This is a genomic window from Klebsiella sp. 141240, from assembly GCF_050600805.1.
In the GTDB taxonomy this organism is placed as follows: domain Bacteria; phylum Pseudomonadota; class Gammaproteobacteria; order Enterobacterales; family Enterobacteriaceae; genus Klebsiella; species Klebsiella aerogenes.
Genome location: NZ_JAQIRK010000012.1, coordinates 58,935 through 81,972, shown reverse-complemented (window position 1 = coordinate 81,972; position 23,038 = coordinate 58,935). Strand labels below are relative to the sequence as shown.

Genomic DNA, 23,038 nt, shown 5'->3' with positions numbered 1-23,038 from the left:
GTGCAGGCTGTTGCCAGACGCTAAATTATTCCCACTCAATAGTCGCTGGCGGCTTACCGCTGATGTCGTACACCACGCGGGAAATACCGTTAACTTCGTTGATGATGCGGTTGGAGACGCGGCCAAGGAAATCATACGGCAGGTGCGCCCAGTGCGCGGTCATAAAGTCGATGGTTTCTACCGCACGCAGGGAGACGACCCAGTCGTATTTACGGCCATCGCCCATCACGCCGACGGAGCGAACCGGCAGGAACACGGTAAATGCCTGGCTCACTTTGTCATACAGGTCGGCTTTGCGCAGTTCTTCAATGAAGATAGCGTCCGCGCGACGCAGCAGGTCGCAGTACTCTTTCTTCACTTCGCCGAGTACGCGAACGCCAAGGCCCGGCCCCGGGAACGGGTGACGGAACAGCATGTCGTACGGCAGGCCCAGCTCCAGACCAATCTTACGCACTTCGTCTTTGAACAGCTCTTTCAGCGGTTCAACGAGGCCCATCTTCATCTCTTTCGGCAGACCGCCCACGTTGTGGTGAGACTTGATGACGTGCGCTTTACCGGTCGCGGAAGCGGCGGATTCGATCACGTCAGGGTAGATAGTGCCCTGCGCCAGCCATTTCACGTCTTCCAGCTTCAGCGCTTCTTCGTCGAACACTTCAACGAAGACGCGGCCAATGATTTTACGCTTCGCTTCCGGATCATTTTCGCCCTTCAGCGCGGTCAGGAAGCGGTCTTCCGCCGCAACGTGCACGATGTTCAGGCCGAAACGGTCGCCGAACATATCCATAACCTGCTCGGCTTCGTTCAGGCGCAGCAGGCCGTTATCCACGAATACGCAGGTCAGGTTTTTGCCGATGGCGCGGTGCAGCAGCATCGCGGTAACGGAAGAGTCAACGCCGCCGGACAGGCCGAGGATGACTTTATCTTCACCTACCTGCTGACGAATACGCTCAACTGCGTCGTCGATGATCTTCGCCGGCGTCCACAGCGCTTCACACTGGCAGATATCGCGCACGAAGCGCTCCAGCATACGCAGCCCCTGACGGGTGTGGGTGACTTCCGGGTGGAACTGTACGCCGTAGAAGCGTTTTTCTTCATTCGCCATGATGGCGAACGGGCAGCTTTCAGTGCTGGCGACGGTCACAAAGTCGGAAGGGATAGCGGTGACTTTATCACCATGGCTCATCCACACGTCCAGCAGCGGCTTACCGTCAGCGCTCAGCGCATCTTCGATGCCCTTGATCAGCGCGCTATCGGTCTGCACTTCCACCTGCGCGTAACCGAACTCACGCTCGTTGGAAGCTTCAACGTGGCCGCCCAGCTGCATGGCCATGGTCTGCATGCCGTAGCATACGCCGAATACCGGTACGCCGGCTTCGAAGACGTACTGCGGCGCGCGCGGGCTGTTGTCTTCGGTGGTGCTTTCCGGGCCGCCGGAAAGAATAATGCCGTTCGGGTTGAACTCGCGGATTTGAGCTTCGGTCACGTCCCAAGCCCAGAGCTCGCAATAGACCCCTAATTCACGTACGCGACGCGCAACCAGCTGGGTGTACTGAGAACCGAAGTCCAGGATAAGAATGCGATGTTTATGAATGTTATCCGTCATTGACGTTAATTCCAGAGAAGTAGCGATGATTGAATAAAAATCGCCCGGCGCGTAGCCGGGCGATGAAAATCAGGAGCCCATGCGGTAGTTCGGGGATTCCTTGGTGATCGTCACGTCGTGAACGTGGCTCTCCTGGATGCCCGCGCCGCTGATGCGCACGAACTCTGCTTTGGTACGCAGTGCGTCAATAGTACCACAACCGGTCAGACCCATACAGGAGCGCAGGCCGCCCATCTGCTGGTGAATGATCTCTTTCAGGCGGCCTTTATAGGCAACGCGGCCTTCGATACCTTCCGGCACCAGTTTGTCAGCAGCGTTATCGCTCTGGAAGTAACGGTCGGAGGAACCTTTGGACATCGCGCCCAGGGAACCCATACCGCGGTAGGATTTGTAAGAACGACCCTGATAGAGCTCGATTTCACCCGGGGATTCTTCGGTACCGGCCAGCATGGAGCCAACCATCACCGCGGCGGCGCCTGCAGCAATCGCTTTTGCGATATCGCCGGAGAAGCGGATACCGCCATCGGCGATAACCGGAATACCGGTGCCTTCCAGCGCTTCAACCGCGTCGGAAACGGCGGTGATCTGCGGAACGCCTACGCCGGTAACAATACGGGTAGTACAGATGGAGCCAGGGCCGATACCCACTTTCACCGCGCTGACGCCAGCTTCCGCCAGGGCACGAGCGCCCGCGCCGGTCGCCACGTTGCCGCCGATGATTTGCAGGTCAGGATATTTAGCGCGCGTTTCGCGAATACGCTGCAGAACGCCTTCGGAGTGACCGTGAGAGGAGTCGATCAGCAGAACGTCAACGCCTGCGGCAACCAGCGCGTCAACGCGCTCTTCGTTACCGGCGCCAGCGCCAACGGCCGCGCCAACGCGCAGACGACCGTGCTCGTCTTTACACGCATTCGGTTTACGTTCCGCTTTCTGGAAATCTTTTACGGTGATCATGCCGCGCAGATGGAAGCTATCATCCACCACCAGCGCTTTTTCTACGCGTTTTTCGTGCATTTTAGCAAAAACCACTTCACGGCTTTCGCCTTCACGCACGGTAACCAGGCGCTCTTTCGGCGTCATATAAACGCTGACCGGCTGATTCAGGTCGGTAACAAAACGCACGTCGCGGCCGGTGATAATGCCGACCAGTTCGTTGTCTTCGGTCACTACCGGATAACCGGCGAAACCGTTACGTTCGGTCAGTTCTTTCACTTCGCGCAGGGTGGTAGTCGGCAGAACGGTCTGTGGATCGCTTACCACGCCGGATTCATGTTTCTTCACGCGACGGACTTCTTCAGCCTGGCGCTCGATGGACATGTTTTTATGAATAAAGCCGATGCCGCCTTCCTGGGCCAGGGCAATTGCCAGGCGCGCTTCAGTTACGGTATCCATCGCTGCGGAGAGCATAGGAATATTCAGACGAATAGTTTTCGTCAGCTGCGTGCTGAGATCGGCGGTATTCGGCAGAACGGTAGAATGAGCGGGAACAAGGAGGACGTCGTCAAACGTCAGGGCTTCTTTAGCGATACGTAGCATGGGCAATATCTCGACCAGGGTGGATAAATATTGCCGTGGCATTATACAGAGCGTAACCGATTGCATCCACCCTTTTTTGCAAATAATACTTGCGATCCCCTCTCAGCGCGTTACTATCGACTGAATAACCTGCTGATTTAGAATTTGATCTTGCTCACATGTTGCCATCTCAATCCCCTGCAATATTTACGGTCAGCCGCCTGAATCAGACGGTTCGCTTACTGCTGGAACGCGAAATGGGCCAGGTCTGGATAAGCGGCGAAATCTCTAACTTCAGCCAGCCCTCTTCCGGCCACTGGTACTTCACCTTAAAAGACGATAACGCACAAGTGCGCTGCGCGATGTTTCGCAACAGCAACCGCCGCGTCACGTTTCGCCCGCAGCATGGCCAGCAGGTGCTGGTTCGCGCCAACATTACCCTTTACGAGCCGCGCGGCGACTACCAGATCATCGTCGAAAGCATGCAACCCGCCGGTGAAGGCCTGCTGCAGCAGAAATATGAGCAGCTCAAGGCGCTCCTGACGGCGGAAGGGTTATTCGATCAAAGCCACAAGCAGGCGCTCCCCTCTCCCGCGCACTGCGTCGGCGTCATCACCTCCAAAACCGGCGCCGCGCTGCATGATATTTTACATGTTTTGAAACGCCGCGACCCCTCGCTGCCGGTGATCATTTATCCAACGGCGGTGCAAGGCGATGATGCGCCGGGGCAAATCGTGCGCGCGATAGCAGTAGCCAACCTGCGCCAGGAGTGCGACGTGCTGATCGTCGGGCGCGGCGGCGGTTCGCTGGAAGATTTATGGAGCTTTAACGACGAACGGGTGGCGCGGGCAATATTCGCCAGCCGCATTCCGGTAGTAAGCGCCGTTGGCCATGAAACCGACGTCACCATCGCCGACTTCGTCGCCGACCTGCGGGCGCCGACGCCCTCTGCGGCGGCAGAGATCGTCAGCCGCAATCAGCAGGAGCTTCTGCGTCAGCTACAGTCAGGCCAGCAGCGCCTGGAGATGGCGATGGATTATTTCCTCGCCAACCGCCAGCGCCGCTTTACGCAGTTGTTTCACCGCTTACAGCAGCAACATCCTCAGCTGCGCTTAGCGCGTCAGCAAACCGAGCTGGAACGCCTGCGACAGCGGATGCGCTTTGCGCTGGAAAGCCAGCTCAAACGTGCCGACCAGCGTCAGCAGCGCGCCGCGCAGAGGTTGAATCAGCAAAACCCGCAGCCGCGCATCCATCGCGCGCAGTCGCGTATTCAGCAACTGGAGTATCGTCTGGCGGAAAATATTCGCGCCCGACTGAGCGAGCAGCGCGAGCGTTTCGGCAATACCGTGACGCATCTGGAAGCCGTCAGTCCGCTGGCGACGCTGGCTCGCGGCTATAGCGTCACCTCAGCCGGTGACGGCAAAGTGCTGAAAAAAATCAAACAGGTGCAGGCTGGCGATGTCGTGACTACCCGGCTGGAAGATGGTTGGGTCGAAAGCGAAGTGACAACCATTACTCCGGTGAAGAAAACGCGCGCCCGCAAAAAAGTCTGATTATCCCCCCGTATCATGCGGGGATAACTATACTGCTGTCATGCCCTTTTAAAACCGTTCATCCGGCCAGGGAGCGTGATATGCCAGATACTTGTCCTCGTTTCGTGATTCCACCCTACATTTTACGCCGCATTGTCGATCATGGTTCCGTTCAGCAGCAGCGCTGCGCGCAGCAAACGCTGAGCCATGTACAAACCCTGATGACGCACGTGCCGGGCCGCCCCGCCGCCGCCCATGTCGCCACGCCAGGCCAGCTTGAGCGCGACATTTACGATGCCAGGCAGACTCAGGAACTTCCAGGATTCCAGGTGCGCTTTGAAGGACAGCCTTCCAACGGCGATGTCGCCGTGGATGAGGCCTACGACTATCTCGGCATCACCCATGAGTTTTTCTGGACAAGCTATCATCGTGATTCGCTGGACAACCGCGGATTGAAGCTGACCGGCAGCGTCCACTATGGTCACGAATATCAAAACGCTTTCTGGAACGGGCAGCAAATGGTGTTTGGCGACGGTGATGGTGAAATCTTTAATCGCTTTACTATTGCGATTGATGTGGTGGCGCACGAGTTAAGCCATGGCGTTACGGAGAGCGAAGCCGGGCTTATCTATTTCGAACAATCCGGCGCGCTCAATGAATCGCTTTCCGATGTTTTTGGCTCACTGGTCAAGCAATATCAACGCCAGCAAACGGCAGATAAAGCAGACTGGATAATTGGCGAGGGGCTCCTCGCGAAAGGTATTCACGGCCAAGGACTGCGATCGATGTCGCATCCCGGAACCGCCTATGATGACCCCATTCTTGGTAAAGACCCGCAACCCGCCCATATGAAAGATTTTGTGCATACCCAGCAGGATAACGGCGGCGTGCATATTAACTCCGGCATTCCTAATCATGCTTTCTATCTCGCCGCCAGTGCGCTGGGTGGTTTTGCATGGGAAAAAGCGGGATATGCCTGGTACGACGCGGTTTGTGATAAGTCACTGGCCAAAGACGCCGATTTTTCAGCCTTTGCCAGACTGACGATTCAACATGGCGAAAAACGCTTTGATAAAGCGGTCGCCGAGGCGATTCGCCAGGCCTGGGAGGGCGTTGGAGTCACATCATGAACGAGGCCGACCTCAGCGATGACGCAATTATTGAACTGGCGCGCGAGGGCGGCGTCGCCTGGATCCCGACGCTCAGCGGCATGCGTAAGATTGTCGTGGCGCAGCTTAACGAGCAACAAAAACAGCGCATCGCCGCGATACTGCAGCAGTCGTTGCCGCTGGGCAAGCCGCCGGGGCAGCCGGATTCTCCGGGTAGCGGCGACCAGCGTTTTTTTCGCATTCAGATAATCAGCGCCCAGCACTATCACAGCCTGATCATTCTCATCCCGGAAGAGCGCGCGCCGCAGGCGCTGGTTGAACTCTGGCGTAATGGTGAAGGCTGCGTTAGCGATTAGACAGGCACAAATTCGACGCGCTTTTTCGAGATCAGCCCGTGGCCGTGCTGGCAGAAATAGTCCACCGCGCCGCACGCCTTCAGCACTTCCAGCGGCTGATGGCAGTCCGGGCAGCGCGCCTCTAAAGCAAAATCTTTCTCACAGTGCGCGCAATGCGCGCTGTTGCCTTGTGCTTCCAACCGGGCATGGCAAATGGGGCAATTGAGTTCCATGGCGTCTCCTTCTCATAATGAATAGCATGAGTTTATCACGTCATACGTCAGCGTTGCTGACCCGGCGAAGCGTTGAATAGGGTAGATAAAAAAACCCGCCGGCGGCGGGTTTCTGCATTATTTGCTTTTCTTGATATGCTTAATCAAGCGTTTACGCTTACGCATCTGGTTCGGCGTCAGGGTATTACGTTTATTGGCAAACGGGTTCTCCCCTTCCTTGAACTGAATGCGGATCGGCGTTCCCATGACATCCAGGGATTTACGGAAGTAGTTCATCAGGTAACGCTTGTAGGAATCCGGCAGGTCTTTCACCTGGTTGCCGTGAATCACCACGATCGGCGGGTTATAACCACCGGCATGCGCATACTTCAGCTTCACGCGGCGACCGCGTACCAGCGGCGGCTGATGGTCTTCTGCCGCCATGGTCATAATGCGGGTCAGCATGGCGGTACCCACGCGACGGGTGGCGCTGTCGTAAGCTTCGCGCACCGATTCGAACAGGTTGCCAACGCCGCTGCCGTGCAGAGCGGAGATAAAGTGCACGCGGGCGAAGTCGATGAAGCCCAGACGGAAGTCGAGGGTCTCTTTCACCTGCTCTCTCACTTCCTGGCTCAGGCCATCCCATTTGTTAACCACGATAACCAGGGAACGACCGCTGTTAAGAATAAAGCCCAGCAGCGACAGATCCTGATCGGAGATGCCTTCACGGGCATCAATGACCAGCATCACCACGTTGGCGTCTTCAATCGCCTGCAGCGTCTTGATGACCGAGAATTTCTCCACGACGTCGGTAATTTTGCCGCGCTTACGCACGCCGGCGGTATCGATAAGCACATATTCGCGTTCATCGCGCTGCATCGGGATGTAGATACTGTCGCGGGTTGTACCCGGCATATCGTAAACCACCACGCGGTCTTCGCCGAGAATACGGTTAGTCAGCGTTGACTTACCGACATTTGGACGACCGACGATCGCAAGCTTAATCGGGAGATCTTGCGGGTTGAAGTCGTCTTCCGGCTCTTCAACTTCTTCGCCGTTTTGCTCGGCTTCAAACTGCGCCCAGTAGGCGGCGTCTTCATCCACTTCTTCCTGAGGATTAACCTCATCTACCCACGGCAGCAGTACGTGTTCCAGCAGGCTGGTGACGCCGCGGCCATGCGAAGCGGCAATCGGATAAATATCGCCCAGCCCCAGCGACCAGAAGTCGGCCATCGCCTGATCGACGTCGATGCCGTCAGTTTTGTTCGCCACCAGGAAGGTCGGTTTTTCGCGAGAACGCAGATGTTTGGCGATCGCGGAATCCGCCGGCATCAGGCCCGCGCGCGCATCAACCATAAACAGCACCACGTCGGCCTCTTCAATCGCCAGCAGAGACTGTTCCGCCATCCGGGTTTCCACGCCTTCTTCCGTACCGTCGATACCACCGGTATCGATACAGATGAATTCGCGGCCTTCCACTTCAGCACGACCGTACTTACGGTCGCGAGTCAGCCCCGGGAAATCCGCGACCAACGCGTCACGAGTGCGCGTTAAGCGGTTGAAGAGCGTGGATTTTCCAACGTTAGGGCGCCCGACAAGCGCGACCACAGGTATCATGTTAAATGCCTCATACAAATTGCAATACAACCTCATTTTACGAGGTTTTTTAAAAAGTCAAAACGGCCCCTGTCTGTCAGGAGCCGTTTATTAAAGCGATACTACCGCGCGAGTTAACGCGTGATCGAATACAGCGTACCGTCTTTGGCCTGGATAAGCAGGCGACCGTCGGCGATAACCGGGTCGGTCAGGAAACCGGAGCTATCGACTTTCTGCTGCGCCACAAAGTGGCCGTCTTCCGGATTAATCCAGTGCATGTAACCTTCGCTGTCGCCTACCACCAGGCTGCCGTTATACAGCGCCGGAGCGGTCAGCAAACGGTGCAGCAGGTCGCTCTGGGTCCACAGCGTTACGCCGCCATCGGTGGTCAGCGCCAGCAGGCGGTCATTCTGATCGACCAGATAGATACGGTTGCCGTCAACGATGAAATCGTTCACTGAACCCAGTTCGCGTTTCCAGATAATCTGGCCGCTGCGCAGATCCAGCGCGGTCAGGTTGCCATTATAAGCCAACGTATAAACAACGCCATTAACGATAACCGGCGTGGTGTCAACATCGTTCAGACGGTCGATTTCAGTCGGGCCGGTGGCCGTAGAAATACGCTGCTGCCAAATCATCTGCCCCTGTTGCATCAGCACGGCGCTGACGCGACCGTTGTCGCCGCCGACAATCGCCGCGCCATAGGCGGTAGCCGGAGCGGATTCACCGCGCAGGGAGAGCGCAGGCATGTCCAGGTTCACGGTCCATTTCACCGCGCCGTCGGTTTCGTTCAGCGCCTGCAGCTGACCGTTACTGGTATGCACCAGTACCATGCCATCGCTAACGACCGGACGAGAAATCGCTTCACCCGCAACACGGCTCTGCCACGCGACGGTACCGTCACTGGTATTCAGCGCGAACAGCTGCGCCTTTTCAGTACCAACGTAAACGTGGCCGCCGGAAACGGTCAGCCCGCCGGAGAGCAGCGCCGGAGCGCGCGAGAACCAGCCGTCTTTTTCCGCCAAGTTCACTGACCAGACTTCTTTACCGTCTTCAGCGTGCAGCGCTTTCACGGTGCCTTTACGGTCAGCCGCATACACAACGCCGTCGGCAAACGCCGGGTGCAGGTTGGAATAGAAATCACCGATACCATCGCCAACTGAAGTGCTCCAGGACGTGGACGGCGTAAACTGATTTTCCACCGTCGGCAGCGGTGACATTTTCACCACATCTTCTTCGCTGTTAAACAGCGAGCAACCGCTCAGTAAGGTGACGGAAAGCAGCCCTGGCAAAAGTAATTTACGCAATTGCATCGAGTCCCTCTCAGATGGACAAATTATTTATTTTCATACGCATCATTTCGCTGAGCGCTGGCGATGCATCGCTTTTCACGCCTGCTTCCCAGGCCGCGCGGGCGCCCTGCTTGTCGCCTTTGCTCAGCAGAATTTCACCACGCAAATCGGCGACGATAGCGGTCCAGCCTTCGCCTTTAATGCCTTCCAGGGTTTTCAGCGCCGCATCCGGCTGCTTGAGCTGCAGCTGTACGCGCGCCAGACGCATATTGATAACTGATTTCAGGTTATCATCAGAGGCGGCAGCCAGCCCTTGTTGCAGCTGCTTCTCCGCGCCCTGCAGATCGTTTTTATCGACCAGACGCTGCGCGAGCTCCAGCGATGCGAACGCGCCATAGGTGTTTTTACTGTCGGCGGCGAATTTCTCCGCCGCGGTCAGCGTTTCAGGCGAACCTGACTTCAGCGCGGAAATGGCATTCTCATAGGCCAAAGAGGAATCCCGGGCCGAATCCAGCTGATGGGAAGTCCAGTAGCGCCAGCCAACCAGCGCGCCGATCCCTAAAATCACCCCGACGGCCAGCGCTTTACCGTTCTCGGCAAAGAAACGCTTGAGGGCGTCGACCTGCTCGTTTTCGTTGTTGAAAGTTTCCACGCAGTCCTTCTCCTGACTAATAGTTTCCGGGAAATTAACCCAGAAGTGTGCGCAAATGCGCGGCAACGCTATCCTGCGTTACGGTAGTTTGCTCACCTGAGCGTAAATCCTTCACTACCACGTTTCCGTCAGCAATTTCTGACTCACCGACCACCAGCGCGACGCGCGCGCCCCACTTGTCAGCGCGGGCGAACTGCTTCTTAAAGTTACCGCCGCCGTGGTTAGTCATCAGCTTAACGCCGGGCAGCGCATCGCGAACCTGCTCAGCCAGACGCATTGCTGCGGACTGAGTATCGGTACCGGAGGCTACCAGGTATATATCGACAACAGGATCGGCTTTAAATTCCGGATTGACGGCCTGAACCAGTAAAACAAGACGTTCCAGGCCCATTGCAAAGCCAACGCCAGGCGTTGCGCGACCGCCAAGCTGCTCAACCAGACCGTCGTAACGGCCGCCGGCGCAGACGGTGCCCTGCGAACCGAGGCTGGTGGTGACCCACTCAAATACGGTGCGATTGTAATAGTCAAGCCCGCGCACCAGACGCTGGTTGACGGTATAGCGAATTCCGGCCGCGTCGAGCAGCGCGCACAGACCGGCGAAGTGTTCTTTGGACTCGTCGTCCAGATAATCGCCCAGCGCCGGCGCATCGTTCAGCAGCGCCTGTACTTCCGGATTTTTAGAGTCCAGCACACGCAGCGGGTTGGTATACATGCGGCGTTTGCAGTCTTCATCCAACTTATCTTTGAATTGTTCCAGATAGGCCACCAGCGCGTCGCGATAGGCGGCACGCGCCTCCAGCGAACCGATGGAGTTCAGTTCGAGGCTGACGTGATCGGAAATGCCAAGCTCGCGCCACCAGCGCGCGGTCAACATGATAAGCTCGGCGTCGATGTCCGGGCCCTGCAGGCCAAAGACTTCCGCGCCAATCTGATGGAACTGACGGTAGCGCCCTTTCTGCGGACGCTCGTGGCGGAACATCGGCCCCACGTACCACAGACGCTGTTCTTGATTGTACAGCAGACCATGTTCGATGCCGGCACGTACGCAGCCCGCCGTTCCTTCCGGACGCAGCGTCAAGCTATCGCCATTGCGGTCTTCGAAGGTATACATCTCTTTTTCAACCACGTCGGTCACTTCGCCGATCGCGCGTTTGAATAACGGGGTCTGCTCTACAATCGGCAAACGAATTTCGCTGTAACCGTAGCTACCGAGCACCTGCTTCAGTGAGCCTTCAATGCGCTGCCAGAGAGCGGTTTCGCCCGGCAGATAATCGTTCATGCCACGGATGGCTTGAATGTTCTTTGCCACGTTTATTCTCTTTATATATAAAAATGAACCCCGGCGCCTTGCGCCCGCAGGTTCAATCATACACGGGAAGCGTATTGCTTCCCAACACGTTATTTTGCTTCAACCTGCTGAACTTCAATACGACGCGCTTCATCCAGCATGGTAGCTTTCGCACGGATACGCGCTTCCAGCTGGTCGATCATGTCGTTATTGTCCAGTCGGTCTTTGCGCACGCCGTCTTCGTACAGGCCGCTTTTCTTGTTGCCGCCGGTGACGCCGAGAGTGGAAACCAGCGCTTCGCCTGGGCCGTTAACCACGCAACCGATGATCGAAACATCCATCGGAGTGATGATATCTTCCAGACGCTGCTCCAGCGCGTTCACCGTACCAATGACGTCAAATTCCTGACGCGAGCAGGTCGGGCAAGCGATGAAGTTAATACCGCGAGAGCGGATGCGTAGCGACTTGAGGATATCGAAACCGACTTTGATCTCTTCCACCGGGTCGGCGGCCAGCGACACGCGCAGGGTATCGCCGATCCCTTCAGACAGCAGCAAACCTAAACCGATCGCGGATTTCACCGCGCCGCTACGCGCGCCGCCGGCTTCGGTGATCCCGAGATGCAGCGGCTGATCGATCTGCTTCGCCAACAGACGATAGGATTCAACGGCGAGGAAGACATCAGAGGCTTTTACGCTAACTTTGAACCGATCGAAGTTCAAACGATCGAGATGATCGACGTGACGCATGGCGGACTCTAACAGCGCCTGCGGCGTCGGCTCGCCGTATTTTTCCTGCAGATCTTTTTCCAGCGAACCGGCGTTGACGCCGATGCGGATAGGAATGTTTTTGTCGCGCGCGCAGTCCACAACCATGCGGATACGCTCTTCGTTACCGATGTTGCCTGGGTTGATGCGCAGGCAATCAACGCCATATTCCGCGACTTTCAGCGCGATACGGTAGTCAAAGTGGATATCGGCGACCAGCGGGACATTGACCTGCTGTTTGATGAGCTTGAAAGCTTCCGCCGCGTCCATCGTCGGGACGGAAACGCGGACGATGTCCGCGCCCACGCGCTCCAGCGCTTTGATTTGATTTACCGTCGCGGCCACATCGGTGGTGCGAGTATTGGTCATCGACTGTACGGCGATGGGTGCCCCATCGCCAATCGGCACATTACCAACGTAAATGCGTTTGGACTTTCTACGTTGAATCGGAGCCTGGTTATGCATGAAAAATCTCCCGCGTTACCCGTCTGTTACTGCGCCGGTGATTGTTCGGCATTTAGGGTCAGACGCGCAACCTGGTTAGTTCTGATAAAACGACTCAAATCGACTGGTTTGCCCAGATACTGGATTTGTACCGCAGCCGGGGCGCCGATTTTCAGCTTATATGGCGCCTGACCGCTCAGGTTCAGGTTCCCGCCTTTACGCTGCAGGCCGCTGAACAGTTTTTTACCGGTCGCATCGCTCACTTCCAGCCAGCAATCGGCGCTAAAGTTCATTACCAGATCCTGAGCGGAAGCCGCCGCTGCGGCATTCGCCTGATCGGTCGGCAACGCGGAGGTCGGGGCTGGCGCAGCCGGCGCGGCGGCGGCGGTATCGACGTTAGCCTGCGAAGGGGCGACCACGGCGTTGTTATCCACCGGCGCAGAGGTAGCCGCTGGTGCGCTTGGCGCAGGTGCGGTGGAGGTATCGACCGGCGCGCTATTGGTATTGGCTGCCGTCGTATCCAGCGCATTATTCGCCGAGCTGGTATCCAGCGGAATTGACTGACTGCCGTTCAGGTCGCTGGTGGATTGATCGGCCATGCTGGTGATCTCTTCCTGCTGCGCTTTGTGGTCTTGCCACCACCATGCGCCGCTCAGGCCGATAACCACAAACAAAATCAGCCAGGTAAAGCTCATCAGCCAACCGTCGCGTTTTTTACGACGTTTACCCAGCGAGAAGCTCTGCATCGGCGCCACTTTGGCGGCGCGAATTGGCGCTTGCTTCGCCATCATCGGCAGCAGTTCTTCTTCCGGAATATGTACGAGGCGAGCGTAGGAACGGATATAGCCGCGCAGGAAGGTCGAAGCGAGATCGGCTGGCGCCTTATCTTCTTCAATATCACGAACCGTGGAAACCTTCAGGCATAAGCGTTCAGCCACCGCTTGCTGGCTGAGTCCGAGTTGTTCGCGGGCGTTACGCAGGCGCGCGCCCGTAGAGTTTGCTTCTTGATGGTCTTGAGTGGCTTCAGTATTCATTCGCTACAACTACTGGTACGTGAAATTTAAAGTTCAGCGCGGGAAAGAGCCTGCGCCGCGAGACACTGCTCAACGTCAACCGACAGTATAAGGCTGTCCGGGCGACTATCACAGAGACTTATCAATATTGAATGCTAAGCGGTTGTTGTACCGCTACATACTGCCTCAAAGTCGACAAAAACGCACCGTAATTATTAACCGAATCAGCGTATTTCGCCTGGCAATTCGACATATTTATGCAGCGCGCAGCGAAAGCTGTGCGCTGCATAACTTATCAGACGGCTTTAACGTCGATCGCTTCGCCCTGCATACGCTTACGCAGCGTACGTTTGGTGCGGTCGATTACGTCGCCCGCCAGCTGGCCGCAGGCAGCATCGATATCGTCGCCGCGGGTTTTACGCACGATGGTGGTGAAACCATATTCCATCAGCACTTTGGAGAAACGATCGATACGGCTGTTAGAACTACGGCCATACGGCGCGCCCGGGAACGGGTTCCATGGGATCAGGTTGATCTTGCACGGCGTATCTTTCAGCAGCGCCGCCAGTTCGTGGGCATGCTCGGTACCGTCGTTGACGTGATCCAGCATGACGTACTCGATAGTCACGCGGCCCTGGTTGGCGTTGGACTTCGAAATATAGCCGCGCACCGAGTTCAGGAAGGTCTCAATATTGTACTTTTTGTTAATCGGTACAATTTCGTCGCGGATGGTATCGTTCGGCGCGTGCAGAGAAATCGCCAGCGCAACGTCGATCATATCGCCGAGTTTATCCAGCGCCGGCACCACGCCGGAAGTGGACAAGGTCACGCGGCGTTTGGAGAGACCAAAACCGAAATCATCCAACATGATTTCCATCGCCGGAACGACGTTGTTGAGGTTCAGCAGCGGCTCGCCCATTCCCATCATTACCACGTTGGTAATTGGACGCACGCCGGTAGTCTTCACCGCGCCGACGATTTTCGCCGCGCGCCAGACCTGGCCGATAATTTCGGAAACGCGCAGGTTACGGTTGAAGCCTTGCTGAGCGGTGGAGCAGAATTTACATTCCAGCGCACAGCCAACCTGTGAAGAGACGCACAGCGTAGCGCGGTCTTCTTCCGGGATGTAGACCGTTTCAACGCGCTGATCGCCAACGGCAATCGCCCATTTGATGGTGCCATCGCTGGAGCGCTGCTCTTCAACGACTTCCGGGGCGCGGATCTCGGCGACTTCCTTCAGTTTGCCGCGCAGGACTTTGTTGATGTCGGTCATTTCATCAAAGTCATCGCAGCAGTAGTGATACATCCATTTCATCACCTGATCGGCGCGGAAAGGCTTCTCGCCCATGTTTTTGAAAAACTCGCGCATCTGCTGACGGTTTAAATCCAGCAGGTTGATTTTGGCATCTTTATTCGGCACCGTCAGAGCGGCGGTATCAGGTGTGACAATTTGTTCAGACATAATTTTTCCGGCCTCGTTATTACACGTTATGGCCCCAGGTGGGTTGAAAAAGAAACGCCCCGGAGAGCGACTGCTCGTCCGGGGGCGCTATATTCTACAAATTCTGACGCATAGAAGCCATGCCTACACGCAGTCAATGATGAAAAAATCTGTTGCTGCGTACTTAATCCTCTAAGGCTTTTCGATTGTCGCAAGGCGGCAAGCTAGTGAATCCCCGGGAGCATAGATAACTATGTGACCGGGGTGAACGCGCGCAGCCAACGCCGCGACGGTCGAAAAGACGACGAGGATTAGCGAGTGCGCGGGCAAACCTCGCCTTCAGCAAAGAAGAACGCGATTTCGCGAGCAGCGGATTCTACAGAGTCGGAACCGTGGGTGCCGTTTTCGGTGAAGCTGTCAGCGTAGTCAGCGCGCAGGGTACCAGCCAGGGCGTTGTCCGGGTTGGTGGCGCCCAGCAGGTCACGGTGACGCTGTACCGCGTTTTCGCCTTCCAGTACGGAAACCACGATCGGACCGGAGGTCATGAACTCAACCAGACCGTCGAAGAACGGACGGCCTTCGTGCTCAGCGTAGAAGCCGCGAGCCTGCTCAACGGTCAGATGCAGCATTTTGGTGCCGACGATTTTGAACCCTGCAGCTTCAAAGCGAGAAAAGATGCTGCCAATAACGTTTTTTGCCACCGCGTTTGGTTTGATGATGGAAAAAGTACGTTCAATAGCCATGATTACCTCTAATTAAATGTTCTGTTGTTGCACATACGATCGTATGGCCTGGCGCGCATTATAATGAGCAACGTCGGCGATGCCTACGGATGAAGGTAACATTTTGTTAAAATAAGATGAGTATTAGCAACACAAACCGCCAACAACAGATTTACCCTGTTTATTGTAAGGTAAAACTGGCGGCTGCCGTTTGCCCTGCCTCATCCATTACCACCAGTTGCCACTCGCCAGGTTTATCTAGCGTAATTGTCGTTCTTGCGCCTGTCGCCTCTAACGGTTCGCCGTTAATAAACCACCAGCGCCGCCCTTCTCCACCGCTCGTTTGCACGGGTAACATCACCCGCGCCTCGCCCGGGAGCCGTTTTATCACCGCCCCTTCGCGAATGCCGGAAAGCACCAGCGGCGCGGCATCCTGAGTTTGCAGCGGCGGACACGTCTTCGATGCCATGCCCAGCCGCGCCCGGCGGCGCTCGCTAACCGGCAGCCAGGGTTCCAGCGGCAGCGGCCAGACATCAACAGAAGTTTCTGTCGCGCCCGGACAATCCGCGGCGACCCTTTCTCCTGCTGCGTTGCGCCATACCGGGAAGCGGATACCGCGCACGCCCTCCTGACCCGGCAGCAGCAGCGTCGGCGGCTGGCTGGCATCCAGTAGCCAGCTGGCTAAGCGCCGGCGGCAGTTGCTATCGCCAACCGGCAGATCCTGCCCACCGGGCCAGCAGATAGTGCCGCGGCTGACCGACTGTGGACGCGGGTCGACCGGCAGCCCGCCACGGCTCATTAACGGACGCGCCAGCAGCATATTATTGACCTGGTTTAACAGCGGCACAGCGCTGGCAAAACCAAACTGCCCCACCACCGGCGTACCATCTGGCCGTCCGGTCCAAATGCCAATCAAATAACGCGCGTTGAGGCCTACCGCCCACGCATCGCGATAGCCGTAGCTGGTACCGGTTTTCCACGCCAGCGGCACCGCTTGCGGCAGCGACGCATCGGGTAACGGCTGGGCTTCGCCTGCCAATATCCGCCGGGTGATCCACGCCGCGCCCGGCGACATTAGCGCTCTTTCCACCAGCGGGTCGTCGGGTTTCATGCGCAGCCGCGCCGCCTTGCCATGGCGGGCGAAAGCGCCGTACGCCGCGACAATATCTTCCAGCCTCGCTCCGGCGCCGCCGAGGATCAGCGACAGATTCGGTTCGGCGCCGGCGGGTAGCATCAGAGGGAGCCCGGCATTGCGTAAATTAGCCGCAAAGCGTTTTGGTCCATAGGCTTCGAGCACCTGCACCGCCGGCAGATTCAACGAACGCACCAGAGCCTCGCTGGCGCTCACCGGGCCATGAAACCCGCTGTCGAAATTACCGGGGCGATAATCGCTAAAGCGCCGTGGCACATCCTGTAATAGCGATGCCGGGTGAATCAGCCCGTCATCCATCGCCATCGCGTAGATAAAGGGTTTCAGCACCGACCCCGGCGAGCGCACCGCCGAGACCATATCAATGTGGCCAAAGCGGCTATCATCGCGGATATCCGCCGATCCCACCCAGCCGCGGACTTTCATATCAGTATGATCGACGACAACAATCGCCAGTGAGCTGCGCGGCGGCAGACGTGATTTCCAGTTCATCGCCAGATCTTCAAGCTGCCGCTGGAGCCCGGCATCGAGCGTTGTCGTCACCTTTTCATCACCGCTTGTCGCCAGCGCCCGGCGCGCAAACAGCGGCCCCAGCTGAGGCATCTGCCGTGGGAATAGCCATACAGGTTCTTCCATCGCTTCATGTACCGCTCGCTGCGGCCAGACGCCCTGGCTGAGCATCCTCTCCAGCACCTTATCGCGAGCCGCCTGCGCCCGCTGCGGCCAGCGGTCCGGGCGTAAACGGCTCGGCGCCTGCGGGAGCACGGCCAGTAGCGCCGCCTCGCCGTAGCTAAGCTGAGCGGGCGGTTTACCAAGATAAGCCCAGCTAGCCGCGCCGATCCCCTGCAGGGTGCCGCCAAACGGCGCGCGGTTCAGATACAGGGTAAGAATTTCGCTTTTTGACAGATGCCACTCCAGCTGCAGCGCCCGCCATAGCTGGCGTAGCTTGCCGCCGAAGGTGCGTGGATGAGGGTCGAGCAGACGCGCCACCTGCATGGTGAGCGTGCTGCCGCCAGAAACCACCCGCCCGGAAGTCAGATCCTGCCAGGCGGCACGCAGCACCGCGAAGGGATTGACCCCCGGATGTTTCCAGAACCAGCGGTCTTCATACTGAATGAGCGCCTGCAGATAGCGCGGCGAAACGTCGTCGATGGTGACCGGATAACGCCAGACGCCCTGCGCATCGGCAAAGCGCCAGAGCGGCGTGCCGTCTTCCGCCACCACCACGCGGGCAGGCGTGACTTCATGCAGCGGCAGCGGCCACAGACGATCGGCCGCCAATAGCGCCAGCCACACTAGAAAAATAAACGCCGCCAGCCAGCGCCAGCGACGTTTTATGCGAGGTAATGCGCGCATTTACGGCGTAACGGTAAGCGGGCCGCTGGCCGTTCCGGTTGCCCGCCACTGCGGTACATACATCGATTCCACCTGCGGTTGCGGAACCTGATAGGTGCCCGGCGTCACCGCCCGCGCCAGATAGACCAGCGTCACCGGCTGACCTTCATTAATGGCGACTGCGGCGACAAAGCGGTCATCGCGGAACTCGATATGCTGAATATCCGCCTGCTGCATCTGGTTAAGCAGGTTTTGTACCGCTTCGCCATTCTCCTGCAGGCTGGCGCTGCTATTGGCCAGGTTCTGGTTTTCCAGCTCAAGTCCAGCCGGCAGCAGATCGACCACCAGCGCGTCAGGAACGTTACGTTTGGCGGTCACCTCCAGCTTGACCAGCACCAGTTCGCCGCTGCGCAGCGAGGTCAGCGATTTCTGCTGTCCGTGGGTATCGAAAATAGCGCGTTCAATCCCCAACACGTTGCCTCCCGGCTGCGGCGCGCTTTGCGGATAACCGCTGCTATCGAGGCGCAGCCACAGCGGCTGATTGCCGGTATTCGTCACCTGCAGCGACGCCAGCCGATCGCCGTCGAGATTGCGGGTTTGCGCTTTGTCGCTGGCAAGCGGCTCCGCCTGCAGCGAGGTTTGCGCCTGCCAGTTGCCCGACAGGTCGGCAAGCGTACGCCCGGCAAGGAACAGCGCGTTGGTTTCCTGCGTCGACAGCCAGCGCTGGCCATAGGCCTCTTCCGACAAGCTGCCCAACAGCTGGTTTTGCACCTCCGGCAGCAGCTTGTTTTCTTCCAGCAGCGCCAGCTTCAGCGCATCATCGCGAAGTTGGCTGCCGTAATCGCCCAGCCAACGATTCTCATCCTGGCGCGGCGTGGCAACCGCCAGCTTCATAGCCTCAGCGCCGCGCGGCGCATCGCCCATGGTTTTCAGCGCAATACCGAGTTGCAGTAGCGGCAATCCGGAGCGCGCCTGTTCGTGACGGCTCCAGATTTCACGCAAAGCGCCGAGCGGCGCTTTTTGCTGACGCGCCAGTACCAGCGCGGCGTATGCCTGAGCGGCAAAGCGGCTGGCCTGGGCATCGTCGCTGTAGCGCACGGTCATCAACCCCGGTTCCTGCAGATAGCGCAGCAAGCGCTCGTTGCCTTTATTAAGGGCGTTGACCGGCACGCTATAGCCCTGCTCGCCCGCGCGGACGAGGAAGTCCATGGCGTAGGCGGTCAACCAGTACTCTTCCGGGCCCTCTTTATCCCATAGCGCAAAGCCGCCGTTTTCCAGCTGCATCTGCAGCAGGCGCGAGATACCTACATCGACCGCCGCGCGGCGTTTTTCATCGCTATCGCCGCTGATGCCCAGCGCTTTTAGCTGCGCCGCGCTGGTGTATAAAGAAGGGAACAGGCCGCTCGCGGTCTGCTCAAGGCAGCCGTAAGGATAGGCTTTCAGCTCGCGAATATAGCGGGCGAGATTCAACGGCGGTTTACCGCTGAGCAGCAGTTGGCCCTGCAGCGTTTGCGGGGCGAACCCCTGACTCTGCGCCGCCGGCGCCAGCCAGCTTTCGCCTGGTTGTAGCACCGCGCCACTATTGACGGTCTGCGCCGGGAACGCCGGACGCACGCCGATTTTCCACTGTTTTTGCAACGGCGCGAAGGTTTCGCCCGGCAGGTTCAGGCCGCTGATGGTGGCATTGACCTGACCATCGCCGAATCCCGCTAACGCGGTCACCGGTATAAACAGCGTGCTGCGCGCGCCCGGGGCCAGCTGTACCGGCGGCAGTTGGCCATCGGTCAACGTGACTAACCCGCTGGCGGTAAGATGCACCTGCAGGGTTTGCGGTTTGTCAGTCAGATTGCTGAGATCCAGCGCCAGACGCGTGGCGTCGCCGCTGGCAAGGAAACGCGGGGTATTCAGTTCCGCGATAACCGGGGCGGCAACCACCACTTTATCTTCGCTGCTGCCGAAGTCATCTGCCGTCCACGCCTGGGCCATCACCCGCAGCTCGCCGTTAAAATCGCCTATGGGCAACGTCACCGTGCCTTCGCCCTGGTCATTCAACACTACCGGCTGCGCCTGCTGGGCGACGATCGTCACGTGATTAACCGGCGGTTTGCCGCCACGTTTTAACTCGTCGCCATCGCCGCCGAAGCGCAGGCTGGCTAAGCGTCCCTGCCCTTCGATCACTTGGCCGTAGATGTCATAAATATCCGCGCCGTAACGCTTCTGGCCAAAGAAGGCGTTCCATGGATCCGGCGTGGCATAATCGGTAATATTCAGCACCCCGCTATCCACCGCCGAGAGCAGAACGTTAACCTGTTTCGGTACCTCGCCCTCTTTCACGCTGGCCTTCACTTTCACCGTCAGCGGCTGGTTCGGGCGCATTTTATCCGGAGCCTCCAGCGCCAGAGACAGACGGCGGTTTTCATCGCCCAGCGGCAGATGCAGCAAGCCGACCGCGCGTTTCGGCGTCGCCGAGCGCGATTTATCGCCGGGGCGAACCACCAGCGTGCTGAGGTAGAGATCGTGTCGATTCCAGGCTTTATCAACCGGAATAGACAGATCCATCCCCTCCGCCGGGACGTCAATTTCCTGCCACCACAGCGGCCCTTCGCTGGATTCCACCATCGCGTAGCCTTTACCCGCCGCCGGGGCGGCAATATGCAGCTTGATGGTGTCACCCGGTTTATAGCCTGGTTTATCGAGCTTCATCGTTACGCGGTCAGGACGCGCCGCGCCGGCGCCTTCGCTGTTATCCTGCCAGCTATAGCCCGCCCAAAAGCGCACACTGCTGACAACGTCGTCCGGCCCTTTCACCTCCAGGCGATACGAGCCCCACTCCACCGGGAAACTCACTTTACCAGTCTGCCCGGCCTGTAGATCCAGCGACGTTTCGCCCTCCTGCAGATCTTTTTGATCAAACTGCGACTGCCAACCTTCGCTATCGGACCAGTTCCAGTAGTAGTCGCGCCGCTCGCGGATCAACCGCACCTGCAGACCGGAGACCGCTTTTTTCTCGCCTTTGGCATCGGCATAGACGATGTCAAACGCGGCGTTACTGTTTTCATCAACCACCGGCTGTTTCACCGTGGTATCGGTGCGGTAGTCGTAAACGTCCTTCAGCGTAAATTGCGGGCGGATCCCCGGCAACGCCTCGGCAGGCCAGATTGGCTGCTGTACGGTGCGGGTCACCGGACGGCCGCCTGACTCCAGCAGGCTGGCCTGCAACACCACCTGCAGCGGCGAGTGGCTATCCTGCCACTGGCTCGAAGTCGTCACTTCTCCATGGCCTTTTTCATCCAGCGTCAGCTGAACTTCATCGAGGCTACGGGAGAGGTTTTCTTCCGCGATATCGCCGAACTGGAAGCCCGGCAGCGCAGCGACGGCATCGCGCAGCGGGCGCAGGAATAGTTTGCCCTGCAGCTGATTGCCGCTGGCCGGCGCGCCGTAGAGATAAGCGCCGCTGACGCTAAAGGCGACGTCGGCATCCGGGGCGATAGGCGCGGCCTGCGGCGTCAGATTCAGCGCCATGCGCTCGGGCATAAAGTCTTCGACGTGGAAATCCCACTCGCGGGGTTGATTATCGCCGGTGCTGGCGCGAATGTGCCACATACCGGTGGCCGCGCCGCTGTCGAGCGGATAAGTAAACTGATACAGGCCATTGACCGGTTTGCTCATCACAGAGCGAATCACCTGGCCATCCGGCTGCACCACTTCCAGCTTCACCGGCTGCTCCGCCAGCGGTTTTCCATCGCCGTCACGCAACAGCGCGTTAAGGATAACCGTTTCCCCCGGGCGATAGAGATCGCGCGGGCCAAACATAAAGAACTGTTTGCTGAAGCCAGGGGCGCCAGCGATGGAGAACTCCGCCAGATCCAGCGCCGGCAGTTTAAGGTCAAGCAGCGTAGTCTGCCCGTCTTTTCGCGCCAGCAGCAGCGCCGCTTCTTTATCGGTTTGCAGAGTAACATGGCCCTGGTTATCGCTTTTCGCCTGCGCCAGCGTCTGCCCTTTGGCGTTTAGCAACTGCACTTCAATACCCGACTGCGCGGCGCCGTTTTCGAGGCTCTGGGTAAAGACATCAAGCCGGTTATGGTAGCGATGCGCGGAGACGCCGATATCGCTGAGGGTGAACAGCGTTGCCGCATTACTGTAGCTATAATGACCCGCCGGGTTCATCACCGCCACATAGACGCCTGGCTGCTGGAGCGGCTTGATGTCGTTAAGCGGCAGCAGCAGCTTTTCACGGGTATTCCGCGCCGGGTTGAGATCGAAGCGGCCGCTATAAACCAGATCGGCCATCTTCAGCAGTTCGTCAGATTCCCAATTGCTTAACGAATTACGGTATTCCCACTGACTGACGAAGGCCGAGAGTGATTCCGGCTTAATACGGAAGAAATTGACATCGACATTGTCGACGTTCAGCGCCATCACCGGCAGCCCGGCGACCACTTTCCCCGGCAGCAGCGAACCGCGGCTGGCGAAACCGACGCTCGGCGCGATATCGCGAGTGGCGATGGTTTTTTCAAAAGGGCTGCCGAGGGTGGCGTCATTGAGGGCAATGAGCGTTGGGTCAACGGTGACGATCAATTCACGCTTTGGCTCGAGGTGGCGCAGACGCAGCTCTTTGAGATTCGGCGCCAGCTCCCACGCGCCGTCAACCTTGCCGCTTTTCTTATCAACCAGATGGACGCTGCGGGAAAAATCCTGATCCGGTTTGAGCGGAATGGAGAAGGTCAGCACCAGCGTCGCTGCGCCATCTAGCTGCACTTCAGAAGCGTCGAGCAACGTCAAAGCCTTGCCCTGGCTTTTTTCTTTTAACGTCGCCAGCTGCGCGCTATCCGGCTTTTTCGCGCTATCGGTAGCGCCTTTATCGGCCGCCGACACGGCCTGCGGCTCACCGCTGTTATCGCAGCCGCTTAATGATAGTGCGGTAAGGAGCGCCAACGAAAGCGCCGCTAAACGAAATGGTTTCATCCTTCTAACCCCTCGGCCCAGAGCCTGATGCAATCAATAACGTTCTATTATGCGCCATCACGGCGAT

General features: G+C 58.1%; 16 protein-coding genes. 3 read left to right on the top strand and 13 right to left on the bottom strand.

Going from position 1 to position 23,038, the window contains the following annotated elements; genetic code table 11:
* Positions 1 to 25 precede the first annotated feature (25 nt).
* Positions 26 to 1,603 carry a glutamine-hydrolyzing GMP synthase gene (guaA, locus tag PGQ95_RS19395; RefSeq protein ID WP_015703162.1) on the bottom strand — a complete coding sequence of 526 codons (1,578 nt, stop codon included), beginning with the start codon at positions 1,601 to 1,603 and terminating at the stop codon, positions 26 to 28.
* A gap of 69 nt (positions 1,604 to 1,672) precedes the next feature.
* A complete protein-coding gene (gene guaB / locus PGQ95_RS19390; protein ID WP_015370334.1) occupies positions 1,673 to 3,139 on the bottom strand; it encodes an IMP dehydrogenase in 1,467 nt (488 codons plus the stop codon).
* 158 nt (positions 3,140 to 3,297) lie between these two features.
* On the opposite strand from guaB, the gene xseA reads away from it, so the two are divergent.
* The 3 genes from xseA (at position 3,298) to PGQ95_RS19375 (ending at position 6,115) form a co-directional block, all read left to right on the top strand.
* The gene (gene xseA / locus PGQ95_RS19385; protein WP_087858411.1) at positions 3,298 to 4,671 is read left to right on the top strand and encodes an exodeoxyribonuclease VII large subunit; all 1,374 of its coding nucleotides are present in this window, start codon (positions 3,298 to 3,300) and stop codon (positions 4,669 to 4,671) included.
* An 80-nt stretch (positions 4,672 to 4,751) separates the two neighbouring features.
* Positions 4,752 to 5,780, top strand: coding sequence for a M4 family metallopeptidase (locus tag PGQ95_RS19380; RefSeq protein ID WP_087858410.1), 1,029 nt, complete (start codon positions 4,752 to 4,754; stop codon positions 5,778 to 5,780).
* Positions 5,777 to 6,115: a protealysin inhibitor emfourin gene (locus PGQ95_RS19375; RefSeq protein ID WP_045386960.1), complete on the top strand. Its 339-nt coding sequence runs from the start codon at positions 5,777 to 5,779 to the stop codon at positions 6,113 to 6,115. The genes PGQ95_RS19380 and PGQ95_RS19375 overlap by 4 nt, the downstream gene beginning before the upstream one ends.
* Here the strand turns inward: PGQ95_RS19375 and PGQ95_RS19370 are convergent.
* From PGQ95_RS19370 to PGQ95_RS19320, 11 genes are all read right to left on the bottom strand, one after another.
* Positions 6,112 to 6,327, bottom strand: coding sequence for a zinc ribbon domain-containing protein (locus PGQ95_RS19370; RefSeq protein ID WP_087858409.1), 216 nt, complete (start codon positions 6,325 to 6,327; stop codon positions 6,112 to 6,114). The genes PGQ95_RS19375 and PGQ95_RS19370 overlap by 4 nt on opposite strands.
* A 117-nt stretch (positions 6,328 to 6,444) precedes the next feature.
* Positions 6,445 to 7,923, bottom strand: coding sequence for a ribosome biogenesis GTPase Der (der, locus tag PGQ95_RS19365; protein ID WP_015370328.1), 1,479 nt, complete (start codon positions 7,921 to 7,923; stop codon positions 6,445 to 6,447).
* Positions 7,924 to 8,036: 113 nt separating this feature from the next.
* Positions 8,037 to 9,215, bottom strand: coding sequence for an outer membrane protein assembly factor BamB (gene bamB, locus PGQ95_RS19360; RefSeq protein WP_045392712.1), 1,179 nt, complete (start codon positions 9,213 to 9,215; stop codon positions 8,037 to 8,039).
* A gap of 10 nt (positions 9,216 to 9,225) precedes the next feature.
* Complete coding sequence (locus tag PGQ95_RS19355) at positions 9,226 to 9,846, bottom strand: YfgM family protein (protein WP_045377550.1); 621 nt, start codon at positions 9,844 to 9,846, stop codon at positions 9,226 to 9,228.
* Positions 9,847 to 9,880: 34 nt separating this feature from the next.
* Entirely contained in the window at positions 9,881 to 11,155 is a 1,275-nt protein-coding gene (gene hisS / locus PGQ95_RS19350) for a histidine--tRNA ligase (RefSeq protein WP_015703166.1), read from the bottom strand.
* An 89-nt stretch (positions 11,156 to 11,244) separates the two neighbouring features.
* Complete coding sequence (ispG, locus tag PGQ95_RS19345) at positions 11,245 to 12,366, bottom strand: flavodoxin-dependent (E)-4-hydroxy-3-methylbut-2-enyl-diphosphate synthase (RefSeq protein WP_087858408.1); 1,122 nt, start codon at positions 12,364 to 12,366, stop codon at positions 11,245 to 11,247.
* Between the two features lie 26 nt (positions 12,367 to 12,392).
* Positions 12,393 to 13,379 carry a cytoskeleton protein RodZ gene (rodZ, locus tag PGQ95_RS19340; RefSeq protein ID WP_430919059.1) on the bottom strand — a complete coding sequence of 329 codons (987 nt, stop codon included), beginning with the start codon at positions 13,377 to 13,379 and terminating at the stop codon, positions 12,393 to 12,395.
* A gap of 274 nt (positions 13,380 to 13,653) precedes the next feature.
* Positions 13,654 to 14,820, bottom strand: a complete 1,167-nt coding sequence (locus tag PGQ95_RS19335) for a bifunctional tRNA (adenosine(37)-C2)-methyltransferase TrmG/ribosomal RNA large subunit methyltransferase RlmN (protein ID WP_015370322.1) — start codon at positions 14,818 to 14,820, stop codon at positions 13,654 to 13,656.
* 290 nt (positions 14,821 to 15,110) lie between these two features.
* On the bottom strand, positions 15,111 to 15,542 hold the full coding sequence (gene ndk, locus PGQ95_RS19330; RefSeq protein ID WP_004866348.1) for a nucleoside-diphosphate kinase: 432 nt from the start codon (positions 15,540 to 15,542) through the stop codon (positions 15,111 to 15,113).
* A gap of 160 nt (positions 15,543 to 15,702) precedes the next feature.
* Positions 15,703 to 18,027, bottom strand: coding sequence for a peptidoglycan glycosyltransferase PbpC (gene pbpC / locus PGQ95_RS19325; protein WP_430919057.1), 2,325 nt, complete (start codon positions 18,025 to 18,027; stop codon positions 15,703 to 15,705).
* Positions 18,028 to 22,971: an alpha-2-macroglobulin gene (locus tag PGQ95_RS19320; protein WP_430919055.1), complete on the bottom strand. Its 4,944-nt coding sequence runs from the start codon at positions 22,969 to 22,971 to the stop codon at positions 18,028 to 18,030.
* Positions 22,972 to 23,038 lie beyond the last annotated feature (67 nt).